At 50.6% G+C, this 17,804-nt stretch carries 17 protein-coding genes; 13 read left to right on the top strand and 4 right to left on the bottom strand.

Features of this window, described 5'->3' with window-relative positions; genetic code table 11:
• Positions 1 to 10: 10 nt before the first annotated feature.
• The 3 genes from BMZ40_RS02045 to BMZ40_RS02040 all read right to left on the bottom strand — a co-directional run bounded on the left by BMZ40_RS02045 (position 11) and on the right by BMZ40_RS02040 (position 2,215).
• On the bottom strand, positions 11 to 478 hold the full coding sequence (locus BMZ40_RS02045; protein ID WP_245751003.1) for an LEA/WHy family protein: 468 nt from the start codon (positions 476 to 478) through the stop codon (positions 11 to 13).
• Positions 479 to 512: 34 nt separating this feature from the next.
• On the bottom strand, positions 513 to 785 hold the full coding sequence (locus tag BMZ40_RS19045) for a hypothetical protein (RefSeq protein ID WP_143075502.1): 273 nt from the start codon (positions 783 to 785) through the stop codon (positions 513 to 515).
• An 89-nt stretch (positions 786 to 874) separates the two neighbouring features.
• Positions 875 to 2,215 (bottom strand): sigma-54-dependent transcriptional regulator, encoded by a 1,341-nt coding sequence (locus BMZ40_RS02040; RefSeq protein ID WP_092372454.1) that lies wholly within the window; start codon positions 2,213 to 2,215, stop codon positions 875 to 877.
• 253 nt (positions 2,216 to 2,468) lie between these two features.
• Here BMZ40_RS02040 and BMZ40_RS02035 point away from each other — a divergent pair, with 253 nt between their 5' ends.
• The 7 genes from BMZ40_RS02035 to BMZ40_RS20135 all read left to right on the top strand — a co-directional run bounded on the left by BMZ40_RS02035 (position 2,469) and on the right by BMZ40_RS20135 (position 9,129).
• Positions 2,469 to 2,657: a hypothetical protein gene (locus tag BMZ40_RS02035; protein WP_092372453.1), complete on the top strand. Its 189-nt coding sequence runs from the start codon at positions 2,469 to 2,471 to the stop codon at positions 2,655 to 2,657.
• Between the two features lie 188 nt (positions 2,658 to 2,845).
• Positions 2,846 to 3,595: a PilW family protein gene (locus BMZ40_RS02030; RefSeq protein ID WP_092372452.1), complete on the top strand. Its 750-nt coding sequence runs from the start codon at positions 2,846 to 2,848 to the stop codon at positions 3,593 to 3,595.
• Positions 3,592 to 4,089: a GspH/FimT family pseudopilin gene (locus tag BMZ40_RS02025; RefSeq protein WP_092372451.1), complete on the top strand. Its 498-nt coding sequence runs from the start codon at positions 3,592 to 3,594 to the stop codon at positions 4,087 to 4,089. Before BMZ40_RS02030 ends, BMZ40_RS02025 begins: the two co-directional genes overlap by 4 nt.
• An 8-nt stretch (positions 4,090 to 4,097) precedes the next feature.
• Positions 4,098 to 4,568 carry a type IV pilus modification PilV family protein gene (locus BMZ40_RS02020; RefSeq protein ID WP_092372450.1) on the top strand — a complete coding sequence of 157 codons (471 nt, stop codon included), beginning with the start codon at positions 4,098 to 4,100 and terminating at the stop codon, positions 4,566 to 4,568.
• Positions 4,546 to 5,091 (top strand): PilX N-terminal domain-containing pilus assembly protein, encoded by a 546-nt coding sequence (locus BMZ40_RS02015; protein WP_092372449.1) that lies wholly within the window; start codon positions 4,546 to 4,548, stop codon positions 5,089 to 5,091. The genes BMZ40_RS02020 and BMZ40_RS02015 overlap by 23 nt, the downstream gene beginning before the upstream one ends.
• Before the next feature lie 20 nt (positions 5,092 to 5,111).
• On the top strand, positions 5,112 to 8,972 hold the full coding sequence (locus BMZ40_RS19850) for a pilus assembly protein (protein ID WP_245751000.1): 3,861 nt from the start codon (positions 5,112 to 5,114) through the stop codon (positions 8,970 to 8,972).
• Positions 8,896 to 9,129 (top strand): integrase core domain-containing protein, encoded by a 234-nt coding sequence (locus tag BMZ40_RS20135; protein ID WP_425429349.1) that lies wholly within the window; start codon positions 8,896 to 8,898, stop codon positions 9,127 to 9,129. Before BMZ40_RS19850 ends, BMZ40_RS20135 begins: the two co-directional genes overlap by 77 nt.
• Here BMZ40_RS20135 and BMZ40_RS02005 read toward each other — a convergent pair.
• Entirely contained in the window at positions 9,126 to 9,584 is a 459-nt protein-coding gene (locus BMZ40_RS02005) for a hypothetical protein (protein WP_092372447.1), read from the bottom strand. The genes BMZ40_RS20135 and BMZ40_RS02005 overlap by 4 nt on opposite strands.
• A 108-nt stretch (positions 9,585 to 9,692) precedes the next feature.
• Here BMZ40_RS02005 and BMZ40_RS02000 point away from each other — a divergent pair, with 108 nt between their 5' ends.
• The 6 genes from BMZ40_RS02000 (at position 9,693) to BMZ40_RS01975 (ending at position 17,757) form a co-directional block, all read left to right on the top strand.
• A complete protein-coding gene (locus BMZ40_RS02000; RefSeq protein ID WP_092372446.1) occupies positions 9,693 to 10,823 on the top strand; it encodes an IS3 family transposase in 1,131 nt (376 codons plus the stop codon).
• A 641-nt stretch (positions 10,824 to 11,464) separates the two neighbouring features.
• Entirely contained in the window at positions 11,465 to 11,941 is a 477-nt protein-coding gene (locus BMZ40_RS01995; RefSeq protein ID WP_092372445.1) for a GspH/FimT family pseudopilin, read from the top strand.
• Positions 11,942 to 11,955: 14 nt separating this feature from the next.
• Positions 11,956 to 12,561, top strand: coding sequence for a PilW family protein (locus BMZ40_RS01990; RefSeq protein WP_092372444.1), 606 nt, complete (start codon positions 11,956 to 11,958; stop codon positions 12,559 to 12,561).
• A 13-nt stretch (positions 12,562 to 12,574) separates the two neighbouring features.
• A complete protein-coding gene (locus tag BMZ40_RS01985; protein ID WP_177192969.1) occupies positions 12,575 to 12,976 on the top strand; it encodes a prepilin-type N-terminal cleavage/methylation domain-containing protein in 402 nt (133 codons plus the stop codon).
• Positions 12,951 to 13,475, top strand: a complete 525-nt coding sequence (locus BMZ40_RS01980) for a pilus assembly PilX family protein (protein WP_092372442.1) — start codon at positions 12,951 to 12,953, stop codon at positions 13,473 to 13,475. Before BMZ40_RS01985 ends, BMZ40_RS01980 begins: the two co-directional genes overlap by 26 nt.
• Before the next feature lie 61 nt (positions 13,476 to 13,536).
• Positions 13,537 to 17,757, top strand: a complete 4,221-nt coding sequence (locus BMZ40_RS01975; protein ID WP_177192968.1) for a pilus assembly protein — start codon at positions 13,537 to 13,539, stop codon at positions 17,755 to 17,757.
• Positions 17,758 to 17,804 lie beyond the last annotated feature (47 nt).

Genomic DNA, 17,804 nt, shown 5'->3' with positions numbered 1-17,804 from the left:
TGAGGCCTCCTTAGAGTTCCGTTCCAGAATCCCAGAGCGCCCCTTCCGCAAGAAACGGGACCCCTCCGGAACTCAGCCCGCCCTGATACAAAACCCCGTCCAGGGCGTAGGTCAGCTTTCCCGGACCGTTCTGCAGGGTCATGATCTGACGCAACAAATCCAACGTCGAGGCGGAAGCCTCAACCTTGAACACCGCCTCGCTCAAGGCCTCCACGCGGCCGTTTTCCGAAGACACGGCCGGCAGAAGATTCATGTCGTTGAAACGGGCATTGACCCTGATACCGGTCCACGACAACGCAAAAGGATTGGGATTGACTATACGAAGAGTTAAAACCACTCTTTGTTCAAAGAGAGTACTGCTTGCCGGAACCACATTGACCAGTCTTACCGTCGGGGGTTCCACTTTTTTTCCAAAATGAGCACATCCGGAAACCGCGACGAAAAAAGATATTACAAGAAATAAAATTATAAATCTCATTCTACCCCCTGGGAAAACATGATCAGATAATATTTCAACGTGCTTCCCAGACGGGAAAAGTTTCAGGTAATTGCTCATCGGACAACCACCACTGGTCGTCACCGTCGACATTCTTTCTCCCTGCATATTTAAGAACAACTACCGTTGGTCCGCTGGCAAAAAAACCATTTCCGCCAAAGACTTCGAGTACTTCATTCTTATCAGGATATTCAAGGGCTGAAACGTAACAAATGCGCTCTCCACCCTTTTCTATGCAATGCGGTTCAAAATATCGCATAAAGTGCAGCAAGGTATTCATGTTTTTCATAGGCACCTCCAGCTTCAAGTGTCTTTTCCCCTGCTAATCACTGTGGGCGGGATGACAAATGAAAAAATACCGGGAGCCGCAACTCTCGCTCAGGCAGAACGTTTTGCCGTATCAATCTGAAATTTTTTAATCTTGTAGTGCATGGTCCGACGGCTGACCCCGAGCAGATCGGCGGCGTCCTTGACCACCCAGGAGCTTCGCTCAAGGGCGTTCAGAACCACCTGCTTCTCGCTTCCGGCCAGGGAAAGAAGATTGCCGGGCAGGGGCGTGTCATCGAAGCTGTCCTCGAACTGCATGTCCTCCAGCCGGATAAGCCCGTCAGAGGACAAAATGACCGCGGCTTCCAGCATGTTGCGCAGCTCACGCACATTGCCGGGCCAGGGGTAGTCGAGAATGGCCTCGGCCACTTCTGCGTCAAGACGGGACAAAGGCCCGTCCTCGGCGAAGAGTTGGAGAAAACGTTCGGCCAGAACGGGGATGTCGGCCTTGCGCTCGCGCAGGGGGGGCACCTGAATGGTGATGACCTTGAGCCGGTAGTACAGGTCCTCGCGAAATTCGCCGCTGCGCACCAACTCGGCCAGGTCCGCGTTGGTCGCGGCGATGACGCGGCAATTGACGGCGGTCTCGGCCAGATCGCCAACCCGCCGGATTTTTCGTTCCTGCAGGAAACGTAAAAGACGAAGCTGCATTTCCGATGAGATGTTGCCTATCTCGTCAAGGAACAGGGTTCCGCCATGCGCCTCGGCCACGAGCCCCTTCTTGTCCTTGTAGGCATTGGTGAACGAGCCCTTGGCATGTCCGAACAGCTCGCTCTCAAGCAGGGTGGAGGGAGTTGAACCGCAATCGACGATCACGAGCGGACCCCGCGAGCGCTGGCTCAGGCGATGCAGAAGCCCGGCGATCTTTTCCTTGCCCGTGCCGCTCTCGCCCAGAAGCAGGATCGTGGCCTCCGTCGGGGCCACCCGCTCGATCAACTTGCAGAGGCGTTGCATGGAAGGGCTTTTTCCGCCCCAAAGCTCCTCGGTCAGCAGATTGCCACTGCTCGCCCAGGTGCGCCCTCCACTTGCGGCCAAAATCCGGGCAATTCCCCGGAGCAGTTCCTGCCCGTCCACGGGCCTTGTCAGATAATCCGTAGCCCCGTCCTTGATGGCCGCGACGGCGCCTCGCACCGTTCCACTGCCGGTCAGCATGATGAACGGCAGGCCCGGCCAGCGCCGGACGCACTCCCACAGGAGCTCTCTGCCGGTCATACCCGGAATGTCCTCTTCGGCGATCACCAGATCGATTTGCCCGCCCTCAAGCTTGAGCAGCGCCTCTTCGCCATCGGACGCGACCGGAACAACGTAATCGTCCGCTGCCAGCAGGTCGATGAGGGCTTGCCGCCGGGCCTGATCGGCATCCGCGACCAGAACGATTTTTTCGGCATTCACCGCGCAATCCCGCCGGAGCCCACAGCGCGGCCCACGCGACAAGTCGTTGAAAGCCCGATCAATATCCGAGGATCGATTATCTCCATTTCGCCGATATATCCGAAACTTCAAGAAGACTCAAACAAGAGCGGACGGCCTTGCGACGTGTTCAGGATGGCCGACTCGCGCTCCCGTGGGGCACTGCCCCGGTCTGGTTGTTGTCAGTCACGGCGCTCACGGGTATATTGACGGAAACAACCAAAGGAGGTCCACCATGACGGACAAACAGGAAAATATCCTGCCCCTGGCCGGCGACACCAAGAAAAAACTTACCGGCCGCAAATGCAAGGAGCTGGATTCACATACAGCCGCCATGCTTGAATCAAATGAAGTGAAGGCCATCACCGGCGAAGGCGAGGAATGGTGGTGTCCCAATCCCGATTGCGCGGTCGTGGACAAATAGCTGTCACGTACGGCAAGAAAAGCGCGGTCTGGGCAGAGGATGCCCAGACCGCATTTTTTTTGCCCCCCAGCCCTACCAACCTTTCAAGCCTTCAATACTAGTTCTTACCATTATTGGATTATTGGTATTCACAGCCTATCGTGCATTCGATTTTGAACAACATTCCGTCGTGTTCAAAGGTACGATGCATGATCAAAAACAAACAAGGTCTCCTCGGCCAATCCGGCATGACTCTCATCGAAGTCCTGGTCGCCATGGCCATCTCGGGCCTTGTCGTGGGCGCCATCCATTCCATTTTTCAAACACACCGACGCATCGCCGCAAAACAGGAGCAGACAAGCCTCATGCAGCAGGAGCTGCTGTCCGCCATGTCGCTCATCTCGGAAGAGCTGCGCATGTGCGGCTACTCGGCGCAAGGGACGCCAGGGTTCGGCTTTCTACACAGGCCGCAGGCGGGCGCGCCGGATTACGGGCGAGCCACGAACCAGACAGCCGTCTATTGCAGCCGGGACTGGAACAACGACGGAATCTTGAACGAAAGTGGAAGCGGAAGTCTTCGCGAACACTCGGGCTTCAGGCTCAATGTCACCAATGACGGCTCCGCAAAAGCAGTCCCCGACAACGTGCTACGCAAATACGACACGGGCGCCGTACATTGGCAGCCGATCAGCACCAACATCGGCGACCTGCGCTTCACCTATTTCAACGCCGAAGGCGCTGCCATCCCCGATCCGCAAGCAAACCCCGGGATCATTCGCGGCGTCAAGGTTGCAATCACGGCCATACCCTCGCCTTTGCGCGCAAGCCTCAAGATAGGCAATCGCACCATGTCTACGATGGTGTGGTGCAGAAATCTCGGAACGGACAGAAGGAATCCCTTCAATACCGACTCCGTGAATGCGGACCTGGCTGTCGTCGCTTCGAGCAGCATCCCATGACCGATCATACTGACCCGGCAATGCCCGCAGTACAACAACTGACCGCGCAGAAAGGCCTGCATCCTGAATACTGTTCGGGCTTCAGCCTGGTCGAAGCCCTGGTTGTCCTGGCCATCGTGGCCGTGCTCTCGGCCGTTTCGGGCACGACGCTTCTTGGACTATTACCGGAAGCGAGCATGAACCGTGCAACCAGGACCATTGTCTCCATGTGCAGACACGCCAGATTCGAAGCCATCAAACGAAACGAGCAGATCCGCCTCCAATGCGACAAGGGGCAGAACACATGCGAAGTCAGAATCAAGAAAGACAATTCGCTGCTGCGGCGCTTCAATCTCACCGAGTTGAAACATCAGCACTTCCTTGAAAAATCCTACACGACCCATTTCAACGATCGGGGCCGAGCCTCCATGGCCGGGACGATCATCATCCACAACAGCGCCGGACTGTCCCGTTCGGTGATCGTGCGGCCTTCGGGCAGCGTGGTGACGGAGTAGCCGGGAAAATGCACAGGCCCAATTTTCGCGCCGCCAAGCCCTTGCACCATGATCGGATCGCCATTCCGAAAGCCATGAACGGCATCATTCGAAAAAAACGCCGCAGCCAGGGCTTCACCTTGATCGAAGTTCTGGTTGCCACTGCCATTTTGGGCGTCGGACTGATGGCCGTCGCAACCCTGATCAGCCGCGCCGCCATCCAGGATAGCCGCGCCTACTATGCCTCCCGGGGCAGCCTGCTGGTCGAGGAAGTTCTGGAAAGAGCGACCCGCGCGCAATATTCGCCCCAAGCGTTCCGCGCCCTCACGGCCATGAACGCAAGCACCGTCATAGACGGCATCCAATTTTTCATGACCTGCGCCCTGACCGACGACACTCCCGTGGAAAGGTGCAGGCAAATGACCTGTGATCTGTCCTTTAACAACAAGGGACATCACTCAACCGTCCGATACATTCATGTTTTATCTCCAAAATTCTAGATCCGGCGGACACGAATCCGGCATGGTCTTCATCCTGGCCATCGTCACCCTTGCCCTGCTTGGAGTCCTTGGACTCGCGGCCCATGAGACCGCGCATCTGAACAGCCTGATCGCCGCCAATGACCGCGACTCCAAAAGCGCCTTTTTCCTGGCGGAAGCGGGCGTAAACGCAGGGCACGAATTTCTGGAAAGAGCCATCGCCGCCGCGAATTCGACATTCTACGATGATGGAACCTCCGCCACCAATGCCTCGGTCTGGGAAAACAAGACTTCCTTCAACCCCGATGATTATCCCGTCAAATGGCACCGGCACGGGGCTGCGGCCACTCATGTCCGGGCCGGGCTCATTGCGACGGGCATTGTTCCGGGCAGCGCCATGCAGATGGCCTCGGGATACGAAAGCACCGGCAGGGGAGCGGCCTTGGGCGGCACCTTTGCCACCTATCTTGTCCGCTCGCACAGACAAGGTTTGCGCGGCAGCGCGGCCGAAGTGGATCTGGGTTGGTGGCACATAAACCATTAAGCAGCAGAGGGATGCCTGCCGTGAAAAAATTATTTTTGCTGATCATTACGGCGTGCCTGCTTTTCCCGGCAAAGGGCGCCCCCTTCCAAGCCAGCGATTTTCATTGGGTTCCTCCATTTCTGGCCACGGAGGAAAAACCCTCAGTGACCTTCGTCCTGGATACTTCGGCAAACATGCTTGAGCGGGCTTATGACGGGCCGTTCAACTCAACAGACGAATATTACGGATATTTCGATTCCAGATCGTACTACAATTATGACGCAGGCGCGGCCGCGCCCCATTTTTATCCAAACAACGATACAGGACGATGGAACGGAAATTTTCTGAACTGGGCAACGATGCGGCGCATGGATCTCGCGCGCAAACTGATGACTGGCGGGAAATACAATCCCAAAAACGGCTGCCTTGAAATGGAGGCACCAGACACTCAAGGCAAAGCGCAGCACCTTGAATACGACGACACGATTCCCAAAAGCGATCTTGAAGGACGAATCGCGCACATGACACCCCATCACCGCCAACTCACCATGACGCAGCGGGATGACAACGACATGATGCTCGTGTCTGGACCCGATGCCGGAACGGCATACGCACTTCGCGTCAAAGTTGAACCGGACAGGGCGCTGCTCCATTCCATCAGGAACAAGGCGCGCATTGCTCTTTTCGCGTTCGGTGGAGCGAGCAGAATCCTGCAGCCCATGAGCGAAGACGAGGCAAGCTTCAATGACATGATCATTACAATAAACAATGTCCGGCCGACGGGGTGGGCTCCGCTGGCGACGGCGCTCCATGAGGTACTTGGTTATCTCGGCCAGAACGGCCAGAGCGGGCTTCAAGTCCCGGATCCATTCCACCATCCGTCCCATGGACAAAACGTGCCATGCTCAAAACAAAACGTCATCCTGGTGACTGCCGGGAAAAGTTCACAGGATCAGAACATCCCTGCCTTTTTGAAAAACATTGTGCCGCGCCCCCGCCCCGATGAAGACTATGGGCTGCCCGCAAACGGAAGCACGTTCCTCATCGATGTCGCCTACACAGGGCACACGACGGATTTGCGCCCCGAGCCCGGCATGGACGGCGTTCAGAATTGGGATTTTTACGCGGTCTGCCTTGGTGAAGATGGCGGCTATCTTATAAAGGATGCCGCCCGCCATGGAAAATTCAACGATCTGGATGGCGACCTGCTGCCCTCTCTTCAGACGGAATTCGACGTCAACTGCGACGGACTGCCTGACAACTTTTTCACGGCGAGGTCCGGGCGAAACCTGGAAACACAAATCACCCGCGCCCTTCAATTGAGCACAGGGAGTATTGCATCCGGCGCGGCCACGGCCATTGCATCCCACGCGCGCAGCGGAGAGGGGGCTGCCTATCAGGCCATCTTTTTTCCTCCGAGCCGAACAGACAAAATCGCGCCTTGGTGGGCAGGACAGGTGCATGCCTTCCTGATCGACGCCCAAGGCAATCTGCGCGAGGACACCAACGCCAACCAGCGCCTGGACCCAACCAGCGACAGGATCATCGAATTTGGCGAAGATCTGATCCATGCCCATGTCGATGCCAATGGCGACGGGGTAATCGATACAGGAGAAAGAAACGCCACAGCGCTTGGCAACATCGGGGACATTGAATTTCTTTGGTCATCAAGCACATGGCTCAACAGCCTGACCGACCAGCAAGTGGTGACGCAACGTGGACGTTATGCCAGCGTGACGCCCAACCGATACATCATGACCTTCACGGACAAGAATCAGGACATGATCGCGGATGCAGGCGCCGGTGAAATCCAGCACTTCGAACTCCCCGCCACGCCTATGGAAAAAACTCTCAATTCTCCGGAATTTTTTCACAATTCTCTGACTCTGTACGAGTCGGCATCGGGGATGATCGGGTTTGATCTTTTCGATCCGCGCCAGGATGCGATCAATGCCTTGCGGCAAGACAATCCATCCGGCTTCTCCAATTTGCAGGCAACTCTGGCCAAGCGGCAGGTTGACTTCATTCGCGGAGCAGAAATCGGCAACGCGACCATCGAAGGAATTGCCGATACGGCGCGAAGCCGCAGACACGGCAATACCATCTGGAGACTGGGCGACATCGTCTCCTCTTCGCCCCGCGTGGTAGGGCAACCCGCCGAGAACTACCACCTCATATATAATGACAAGAGCTACGAAAAATTCCTGAAAAAATACCTGGACCGCCGTCAGGTCATTTATGCCGGGGCCAATGACGGCATGCTGCACGCTTTCAACGGCGGATTCTGGAACAGCAAGACCGGAAGCTTTGACTTGGCGCGGGACGCGCAAACGCAATTTCCACTGGGCATGGAACTCTGGGCCTACGTTCCCTACAATCTTCTGCCACATCTCAAATGGCTCATGAACCCTGACTACGGCGAGAAGCTTCATGTCGCCTACATGGACCTTACGCCCAAAATTTTCGATGCCCGGATTTTTTTCATGTCCGACGGGGTCACGCCGGTGGACGAAACCACCTACCCCGGCGGTTGGGGAACCATATTGGTCGCGGGCATGCGTCTCGGCGGAGCGGCGATACAGGCGGACATCGACAAAACCGACGGCAATGGCCTGAATGCGGACATCGACCGAACGATGACCTCAGCCTACCTGATCATGGATATCACCGACCCGGAATCACCGCCAAACGTGCTGGCTGAAATATCCCTGCCCGGACAGGGATTCACGACCTGCGCTCCTGCGGTCATGCCCATGAGCAGCCCCAATGCAAGCACTGCGGACCAGAACAGATGGTACATGGTCTTCGGCTCCGGCCCGGCCGATTCTACGGGACGAGCCGACCGCTCAAAGCTCGGGGCCGAGACCAGCGGCCAGCCAGGCAAGCTCTTCGTCCTGGATCTCAGCGCGCTGTACACGGAAAAAACCGTCAAAACCGTGGACAGCGATGGTTTGATCTCGGCGACACCCAAACCTTTTGCCTTCGCGGAAGAGAACTCATTCATCAGTGATCCCATTTGTCTGGATCTGGATATCGGGCCCAATAGCGAAGCCGGAAAATTCAAGACTGACATTCTCTATTACGGAACGGTGGGCGGGGATCAAAGCGCAGCGGCCGGAAGAGTGCACAGGCTTCAAACCGGAAACAAAGAGCCCTGGGACTGGGCAACCTCGACGCTCATCGACGCCGCAGGTCCCGTAAGCGCGGCCCCGACGACGGCATTGGACGAGGCCAACAGACTCTGGATATTCTTTGGAACCGGGAGCTTCCTGAACCGCGCCGACATTCCTCAATCTTCGCCTATGAGTTTTTATGGAATCAGGGAACCGGAAACTGACGGAGTAAAAAGCTGGGAAACTATCGCGAGCCACAACCTCTTCGAAAGCAACAAGATCGCCGTGACAAAAGGCACCTGCGGCGAAGGAGAATTTTCTGAAAACTGCGTCGGGATAATTCAGACAAACACGGACTCGAATTCCACTAGGGACTGGGCATGGCTACGCAGCAGCATGGATTCAGCTTCAGGCTGGAAACACACATTCACGGCTGCGACCGAAAGGATTCTGAGTCCGGCCGCCGTTCTTGGAGGATCCGTCGTTTTCACAAGCTACATCCCAACGAGCGAAGCCTGCTCTTCAGCAGGATCAAGCCGGCTTTGGGCGCTCTACTACAAAACGGGCACCCCGTATTTCTGGCCCTCGCTAAAGCACACGAGCGATAACTTCCCCACCTTCGTCGAACTCGGCCCAGGCCTGGCCGCAAGGCCGACGCTGCACATTGGCGAAAAACAAACAGCAACCGCCTTCACCCAGTCAAACACCGGCGATCTCACAAACACCCAGATCGACACGCCCATACCCTTCAAATCCGGCAGCCTATTTTGGCGAAAGAATACGGAATGAGTACGATCACCCGCCATGTCAGAACTGTTCTAACGAGAATTTTGATGGCAAATTTCGCAATGCGTATCTGCTGATAGAATGGTTCCGCTCTCAGACCGAGCAAAGAGCTATGATTGAGACATGGCTGCGGCACGATAACACCGTTCGCCTTACTTAAAAATGAACAACACCCGGACACTTCTGTCGGCAATACGTAAAAACTTGAACCGTGGAGAACGTCTCTCCAACAGATCTCAGCTGAGAGTAAACGCACCCACGACGTATCCTGACCAGTTTGATCAGGCGATGGTTTTGAACCTTGAGGTCATTGCGAATCATCCATTTGCTTTCTGCAGTTTTACCTTGCTGAATACACCTTTCTAAAAAAGTATTTTTCAACGTCAGTTGACCGATCTTTGCATGTAAGACCGTCAAATTCACCGCCTGTTCACTATCGACCGATTCACCGAAGACTGCGGCGGCTCGCTCGCTGAATTGCCGCTTCCATTCGGTAATCTGGTTCAACTCAAAACGCGATGCGAGCTCAGCAAGCGTCTTGTCACCCGCCATCGCCACCAACACCACCTTGACCTTGAATTCTGCTGAGTGCTTCCGTCTCATCCACTTGGTCATTCCCTGCTCTCTAATTATTTCTGTTGGAAGGTGTGCGGCCTAGTGGGGTTAGAGGTGCTCCCCAAAATTTGGACAGGTATGATAGCTTAACCTCACACAAGGAGAATCATCATGTCCAAACGGAAAAATCACGCCCCGGCGTTCAAAGCGAAAGTCGCCCTCGCGGCCCTTTCGGGAGAGAAAACCATCGCCCAGCTCAGCGCCGAACATGGAGTGCATCAAACGCTGATCAATAAATGGCTCAAGCAGCTCAAAAGCGAAGCAGCCGAAATTTTTTCCGGTGCAAAAACGAGCAAAGACGTGAACGCTGAGAAACAACTCCATGATTTGCACGCTAAAATTGGCCAGTTAACGGTGGAACGTGATTTTTTTAGTCAAAGCCTGCGGCCGTTAAGTGCTTCCCGCAGGCGAGAGAAGATTGAGCCAGAGCACACGGCGCTTAGTATCAACCGTGAGTGTATGTTGCTTGGCTTAAATCGAGCGACGTACTACTACAAAGCCAAAGAAGAATCTTCCTGTAATCTCATGCTGATGCAGGAAATAGATCGAATATTCATGGAGTGGCCTTTCTTTGGCGTGAGGCAAATGCGTCGCCATCTTAGGTCATTGGGGCATTGCGTGGGAGATAAGCGGGTTCGGCGGCTCATGCGCCTCATGGGCATCATGGCTGTGTATCAGAAGCCTCGAACCAGCATTCAAAACCCCATGCACAAGAAATACCCCTATTTATTACGGGATGTTGTGATCGAAAAAAGTAATCAGGCCTGGTGCACCGACATCACGTATATTCCCATGCGTAAAGGCTTCCTGTACTTGGTGGCGATCATGGACTGGCATAGTCGGGCCGTTCTGTCCTGGCGGCTCTCCAACAGCATGGATACGGACTTTTGCGTTGCTGCCCTTGAAGAGGCCTTGGATAAGTATGGCCCTCCGGAGATATTCAACACTGATCAGGGCAGCCAGTTTACCAGCTATGCCTTCATCAAGGTCTTGCAGGAGAGAGGGAGCCGCATATCCATGGATGGCCGCGGTCGCTGGATGGACAATGTATTTATCGAACGACTTTGGCGATCATTGAAATATGAAAACGTGTACCTCAACGCCTACGAGACAGGCTCAGAGGCCAGAGCCGGCATTGGCAAGTGGCTGGAGTTCTATAACACGGTCAGGCCTCATAGCAGCCTGATGGATAAGACTCCCGGTCAATTCTACCAGGACAACCTGCAAAAGGCGGCCTGAAGAGAAATCTCAAGCTTAATAACGGCGATCCCCTGTCCAACGATTGGGGAGCACCTCTGTTTCCACCTGAAGACACGTGCAAATTTTAGGGACAACTCCATCAAGCAGCGTAGGCGGCGGAGCGAGATATTTCTTATCTTCATATGTAGCGATTGGAGAGTTCGCTGGTAACTCAAGCTTCTGAAACTCACGGATATTCGTTTCCTAGGCAAAAATCACATCTACACGATTCAGCGCCACTGCGTAGCGTGTCCTTAATCACACAACATAACATAATACAGGACTTCGCCTCTATTTCCGATCTCTAAGCCTACAAAATAACGAATTAACTCGCCACACCCCCAATACCGGCACAGTTTCTGCTCATAATATAATACTTGAGCAGACGAGATAAACAAGGAGTCTTTGACAACAAAAAGATACGGGTTTATGATTAAAAAAAGATCAAAAAAATAAGTATTATTTGCACTCACCAAGTCTTTGATGAGAAAATGAGTTTCAACAAAAGTCGCACCGAAACGGCGAAAGGAGCCAGAATCTTTAAATCCCAAGTGACATAATCAGGACAAAAAAAGACAAAATTTCGTAACTCAAGAAGCATTATTTCAAATCACCTGAAATATAAGATAGCTATCAAAATTATGAAAATCAAAGCTCCTAGGTTGAATCATCAACATACACGCAACCAGCCAAAGGGATTTTCTTTGGCGGAGTTGTTGGTCACATTAGCAGTCATCGCGATTCTGGCAGGCATTTCGGGAACTGCGCTGATGAAATGGATACCTCAAGCCAACTTGAAGCGTGCGGCAAGAACTATTGTCAGCATGTGCCAGAGCGCCAGAGTTGAAGCCATCAAACGGAACGCGCCAGTAACTTTCAACTGCACTGACAATTCTTGCGAAGTTCGTCTCGCCGACGCTCCAAACACGCTCTTGAGACAGTTTAATCTATCCAGTTTGAAAGGTAGCGTTCAACTCGAAGCTGATTACGCTACTACTTTCAATAGCCGAGGACGCGCTACTCCTACTCAAACTCTCGATATCAAAAACAGCGCCGAAAAGATCTTGAGCGTCACGATACGGACTTCAGGCAGCATTATGACAAAAGCGACCAATTAAGAGGAGATTTTCACATGCCTGAACGGCACAATCAGTCCGGCATGACCTTGGTGGAAATTCTGGTGGCCATGGTCATGATGGGCATCATCATCACCGGAATTTACAACTTGTTCCGCGTTCACAATCTCATGGCCGCGAAACAAGAAGAAACAACAATGATGCAGCAAGAATTGCTAACTTCTCTAGTAATAATATCAGACGACCTACGGATGTGTGGATATACACCACTTAATCAAGATAAAATATTTGGAATGAAAGAATCTGGGACAAACGGAACGGACACTACTGAAACATCAGTATACTGTACACGGGGCGGTACTTCGGAAGAAAGCGCAACAGTTCATATCGCGTACAGGAGAAACAATCAAAACCAAATCCTTTTATACAACTCTGAAAACGATACATGGGAAATTGCAGCAAGCAATATTAGCAATCTCATTTTTACCTACTTTGATGAGGACGAAACGATTGTAGCCTCTCCCGTCAACGCCTCAACCATCAGCAACATCCGCATGATCGAGATTAACGCCACCGCAATACCATCGCCAGAAAGGTCAGCCCTGGGCATAACCAGCAGAAACATGCATACCCGCGTGTGGCTGAGAAATCTGGATTTCTAATCAAGAGGCCATGATGGATTCATTTAGCAACAGTACCCAAAAAGGACTTACATTGGTAGAAGTTTTGATAGCGACAGCCATCCTTGCAGTCGGCCTGCTCGCAGTTTCGAGCATGATTGCCAAATCGACAATCCAAGACAGCAGGGCTTACTACCTCACAAAAGCGAGCATGATGGTTGAAGAATTTTTTGAAAAGGAAAGCCATAAACAATACTCAGATGTCAGCTTTGGGCAAATAGAAACTCTTAGCTCACCAATTACGGAAACAGTGGATGGCGTCAATTACACAATGAACTGCATTGTTCAAAATGCCACTCCTTTTGATTATTGTAAAGAAATGACATGTACTGTAACATGGAATAACAAAGGATTGCCAGCCAGGACAAGCTATGTATACGATTTCTGTAGAAACTAGAGTATCGAAACGCAACGTAAAGGGATCGGCCTTGGTCATAGCATTGATCGTTCTGGCCATCTTGGGAGCTCTTGGGCTTACAGCACTTGAGGTCGCAGACCTCAACATTTTTATGGCTGCCAACGACAGGGATGCAAAAGAAGCTTTTTTTCATGCTGATTCGGGCGTAAATATCGGCAGAGAACTTACCAAGGAATTGTTGAACAATGGAAATACCACCATTCTCGAGGATGATGCAAAATTGTGGTATAATAGCACTATTTTCTCACCAAGCGACTACACTCTTTTCAAGAGCACCTTAAAAGGCACACATGTAAGAGCCGGGCTACTTGATTACGTTGATGCCCCTCACAGCATCCAGTACAATGATTACATATCACCAGGTGCATCTCTCAGCAAAAGCCTTGCCCCCATTTTTCTCATCAGATCACACAATGAAGGCAAGCGAAACAGTCGCGCCGAAGTTGACCTTGCCTGGCGTGACAGACCACTTATGTAAACATACATGATACTCTTTACCATGCGCAGGCATGTTTATGTGTTTAAAAAAGGAGCATTCAATGAATAATAAACCAAAAAAATCCTCCTCATGGCTAGTAATCACGTTACTTGCCTGCACCCTGTGCGCAATGCCATTTGTTGTATCCGCCTACAAAGCAAAAGATTTTAATTGGCGCCCCCCTTTTACCGTCACACAGACTGCCAAGCCTTCAATCACCATTATTTTTGACACGTCGAACAGCATGCACCGTATGGCGTATGCCACAATGACGGAAAAAACGAGTGAACAGAATTTATATGAAAATTACGGCAAACCTTACGATGCTCTTGATCCAAAAGGATATTATGGATATTTTGACAGAAACTCTACATATTTATATATCAATGGCACTGATGGAAACAAAGGATACTTCATCAAGGAGACAAGCGGAAATACTGGTTGGAATGGCAATTTTTTAAATTGGGCAACAATGCACCGAATCGACATAATGCGAAAGGTAATGACTGGCGGAAGATACGTTGATGGATTTTACGAAGTAGTGACGACAAACAGCCTTAACCGACAAGTCACAACGGAAGCAATTAACTTGCCGCTTACAACTTTAGGAATTACTGAACTACAAGATGAAAAAATTTTATTGAGACAAAAACCTAATACGAGAACAATGGTCGTAGAGAAGATCGTTGTTGTCAACGGAAAGGACACTTACGTTCCGATACTGCATGATTTTGAATTACGCATCAAGGCTGTAGGAGAAAATCCGATTGGCATCCTTGAAAAGAAAGATGATAGCAATGCCACCTTCGCAGAAAAAGCACGACTAGCATTGTTCAGATATTACGATCTCGGCACAGGCAACAACCACAAAGGTGGCAGACTACTTGTCCCAATGGACGACGGCGTCGACAACATTGCCAAAATTAAAGAATATATTAATAATTTTTCTGACGATCCAAAAGAACCGCTAGGAGGCACTGCCCCTTTAGCGGAGACTTTATACAATGTTGCTGGCTATATCATGCAGATGGATATTACCAGTTCTTCTGAAACGACCTATGCTCCAAAATATGAATCTGACAGTTTCAATGTAACAAAAGGGAGTTTTGGCGATCCTTTTTACTTCAAATCTTCTGGAAAGCTTGAATATTGCACGCCACAAAATGTCATCTTGATTACTCCTGGAGAAAGCACATTCGGCGATTCCATACCTTATGGAGACAACAAACTTATTCCTCCTATCGGAGAATATCCTGTTGTTGGCGGAGCATACAAAGATCCCATTACTGGACAAAACTTGCAACCAAATACAAAAGCATACGTCATTGACACAGCAAGATGGATGCGGAGCAACGACCTGAGGCCACAGGATTTACAAGGCTCTCAAACATCTACTCTGTACGTCGTTCAAGCTTTTGGAAAGGGAAGCCACCTACTTCAGCACGCTGCAATTTTTGGAGCCTTCCGCGATCAAAATGGCGATACAATGCCAGTCAAAGTCTCAGCAAAAGGGAAAAAGATCACAGTCCCCAATATCAAATGGCAGACAACGGAAGTTTCTGCCGTATTTGAGGTCATCGACAAAAATTATGACAATCCGCAACCAACAAAGCCGGTCAATTTTTTTGAAGGCGAAGACGGATCAGCGTTGGAAATGGCCATTTCCAACGCTTTCGATCTAGCAACTCGAAATCTTATGTCTGGAACCGCTGCGGCCGTAACCTCACAGACTCGAAGTGGAGCGGGAGCGGTATATCAAGCCTTGTTCTTCCCTCCAACGGACGCAAACAGCGCCGAAATCATTGCGCCAGACTGGTCTGGCCAAGTTCACGCCTTTTTTGTCGACGCCAAAGGAAACATGCGGGAAGACTCTAACAATAATAAGAAACTTGACCTAGCTGCCGACAAGATTATTAAGTTTATCGACGTGGGCAATACGGTTATCATATACAGGTATACTGATTCAAATGGAGATTCTTTACTGACGGGCGAAGAATTAAATACTTATGAAGAGGTAAAACTTCAAGACATCAAATTCCTATGGAGAACAACAGATTGGCTCAATTCTATTAGCTCAACTGACGGAACCCCTCCTTCTATTCTTCAACAACGTGCATACAAGAGTATTGATAAAAAACGTTACATTTTTACATTCGTTGATGATGCAGGTCATCAGGTGCCAGCGAGCAACATACAAGACTTTGTTCTCCCGTCTGACACGGCAGATATTAATTTACCTTCAAATTTTTATTCTTACCTTACACTTTTTGAGTCAAGTAGCGGGCAAATTGGCTTGCCATTGAATGCTGCTTTTAGCAACTATAGTGTTCAGCAAAAACTTGCAAAGCGCCAAGTTGAATTTATTCGCGGACTTGATATAGATGAAAATGTAACTAACGAAATTATTGATCCAGTAAGATCTCGCACAATCAACGGAGCAACATGGAGACTTGGAGATATTGTTACATCTTCGCCACTCATTGTAGGCGCACCATCAGCCAACTATCATATAATATACAAAGACAAATCTTTTGCCGAGTTTTATCAAAAATACAAAGACAGGCGACAGGTTGTTTATGTCGGCGCTAACGACGGGATGCTTCATGCATTTAACGGCGGATTCTACAACCCTGCCAATAGAAGCTTCGACAAGACAAGGACTATTTCAGACACTGCATTTGAACTTGGCGCGGAACTGTGGGCTTATGTTCCGTTCAATTTACTTCCACACCTGAGATGGCTCATGAGCCCGGAATACGGAGGCGGACTCCATGTTCCATACATGAACCTCATGCCACGCGCCTTTGATGTTCGCATTTTTGATGAGAACGACCCTGACTATCCAAAAGGATGGGGCACAATACTCGTAGCCGGAATGGGCCTAGGTGGCGGCAATATCGAGGTTGATGTAGCCAAAAGCGGCAGTTCGAGTGGCCATCGCACCACGGGCTCAGCATATGTAATCATGGACATAACTAACCCCGAAAACCCTCCGAAGCTACTTGGCGAAGTGCGCGTTCCTAGGCTTGGCTTTACAACGTGCTCGCCCGCCATAATGCCAATGACTACCGCACACACCAACTCAACTTCTTTGAACAATAAGTGGTACCTAGTTTTCGGCTCAGGCCCTGCCGACGAGAATGGAGTAGCGCACTTTACGAAGCTCGACACCGTCACGAGTAGCCAACCAGGCCAACTCTTTGTTCTTGACCTAATGGACTTGTCCAGAACAGTAGACGCTGCACAAGCAGTAAAAGTACTTCATGGTGGAACATTTAGCACTGTCGTCAAAAATTCAAACGGGGCTTTTGCAAGCACATCTTTAAGCGCTGCAACCACTGAAAACAAATCATTTATTGGCGATATTGCTTCAGTTGACTTTGATTTTAACTCTAAAAATATAAATAAAGAATTTAAAACTGATGCCCTGTATTACGGAACAGTCTCGGGCATTCTCAACACCAATTATTCAGGAAAATTATATCGGTTCCTTACGAATAACGAAGCTCAAGGAACTAATTGGAAACAATCTCTTTTGATAGATGTACAACAACCAGTAGTTGCCGCACCAACAATAGTAACTGACAAAACTAAAAATATATGGATTTACTTTGGCGCTGGCCGCTTTTTCGACAGCTATGATATTCCGCAAGAAGGTGACACAGAACAATACAGGACATTCTATGGAATAAAAGACCCTATATGGAATGCAACCGATCCATTCTCTGCAGGATCTGTCAGCACTAACGATCTTTTTAACAGCACACGAGTTTATCTTGAAGACAATGGAATGTGCTACTATACGTACACAAAGGAGTGCGTAAACATCCATTACAAAGATGAGAACTGGACAAATACTACAACTCCTTGGGATTGGAACAAACTCGAAGAAGAGGCTGGCAAACATACAGGAGGCTGGAGACTTGATTTCACTGAACCTTGGGAGCGAGTACTTGGCCAAGCCAGCGCATTAGGAGGCGCGGTACTTTTCACAAGCTACCTCCCTGGAACTGATATCTGCATGGTAGAAGGACAAAGCCGGCTCTATGGCCTGTACTATAAAACAGGGACAGCCTATTATGATCCTATTTTCCGAGGTGTTGGCGACACCTTCGCCACCTTTGTCGGTCTTGGAAAAGGCATGGCTACGACACCGACAATCCATGTCGGCGAGGGTGGCGCAACCGCATTTATCCAAACCAGTTCTGGCGCTATCATCCCCATCGAAACTACTATTGATATTGGAGCCAAAACACTTTTCTGGCGAAAAAACGTTAATTAACTCGGCTTTATATAAGTGAAAGCATGCCGTCTTGGTTTTCCAAGACG

This window comes from Desulfomicrobium apsheronum, assembly GCF_900114115.1.
Lineage (GTDB): Bacteria > Desulfobacterota > Desulfovibrionia > Desulfovibrionales > Desulfomicrobiaceae > Desulfomicrobium > Desulfomicrobium apsheronum.
This window is presented reverse-complemented; position numbering and strand designations above follow the sequence as displayed.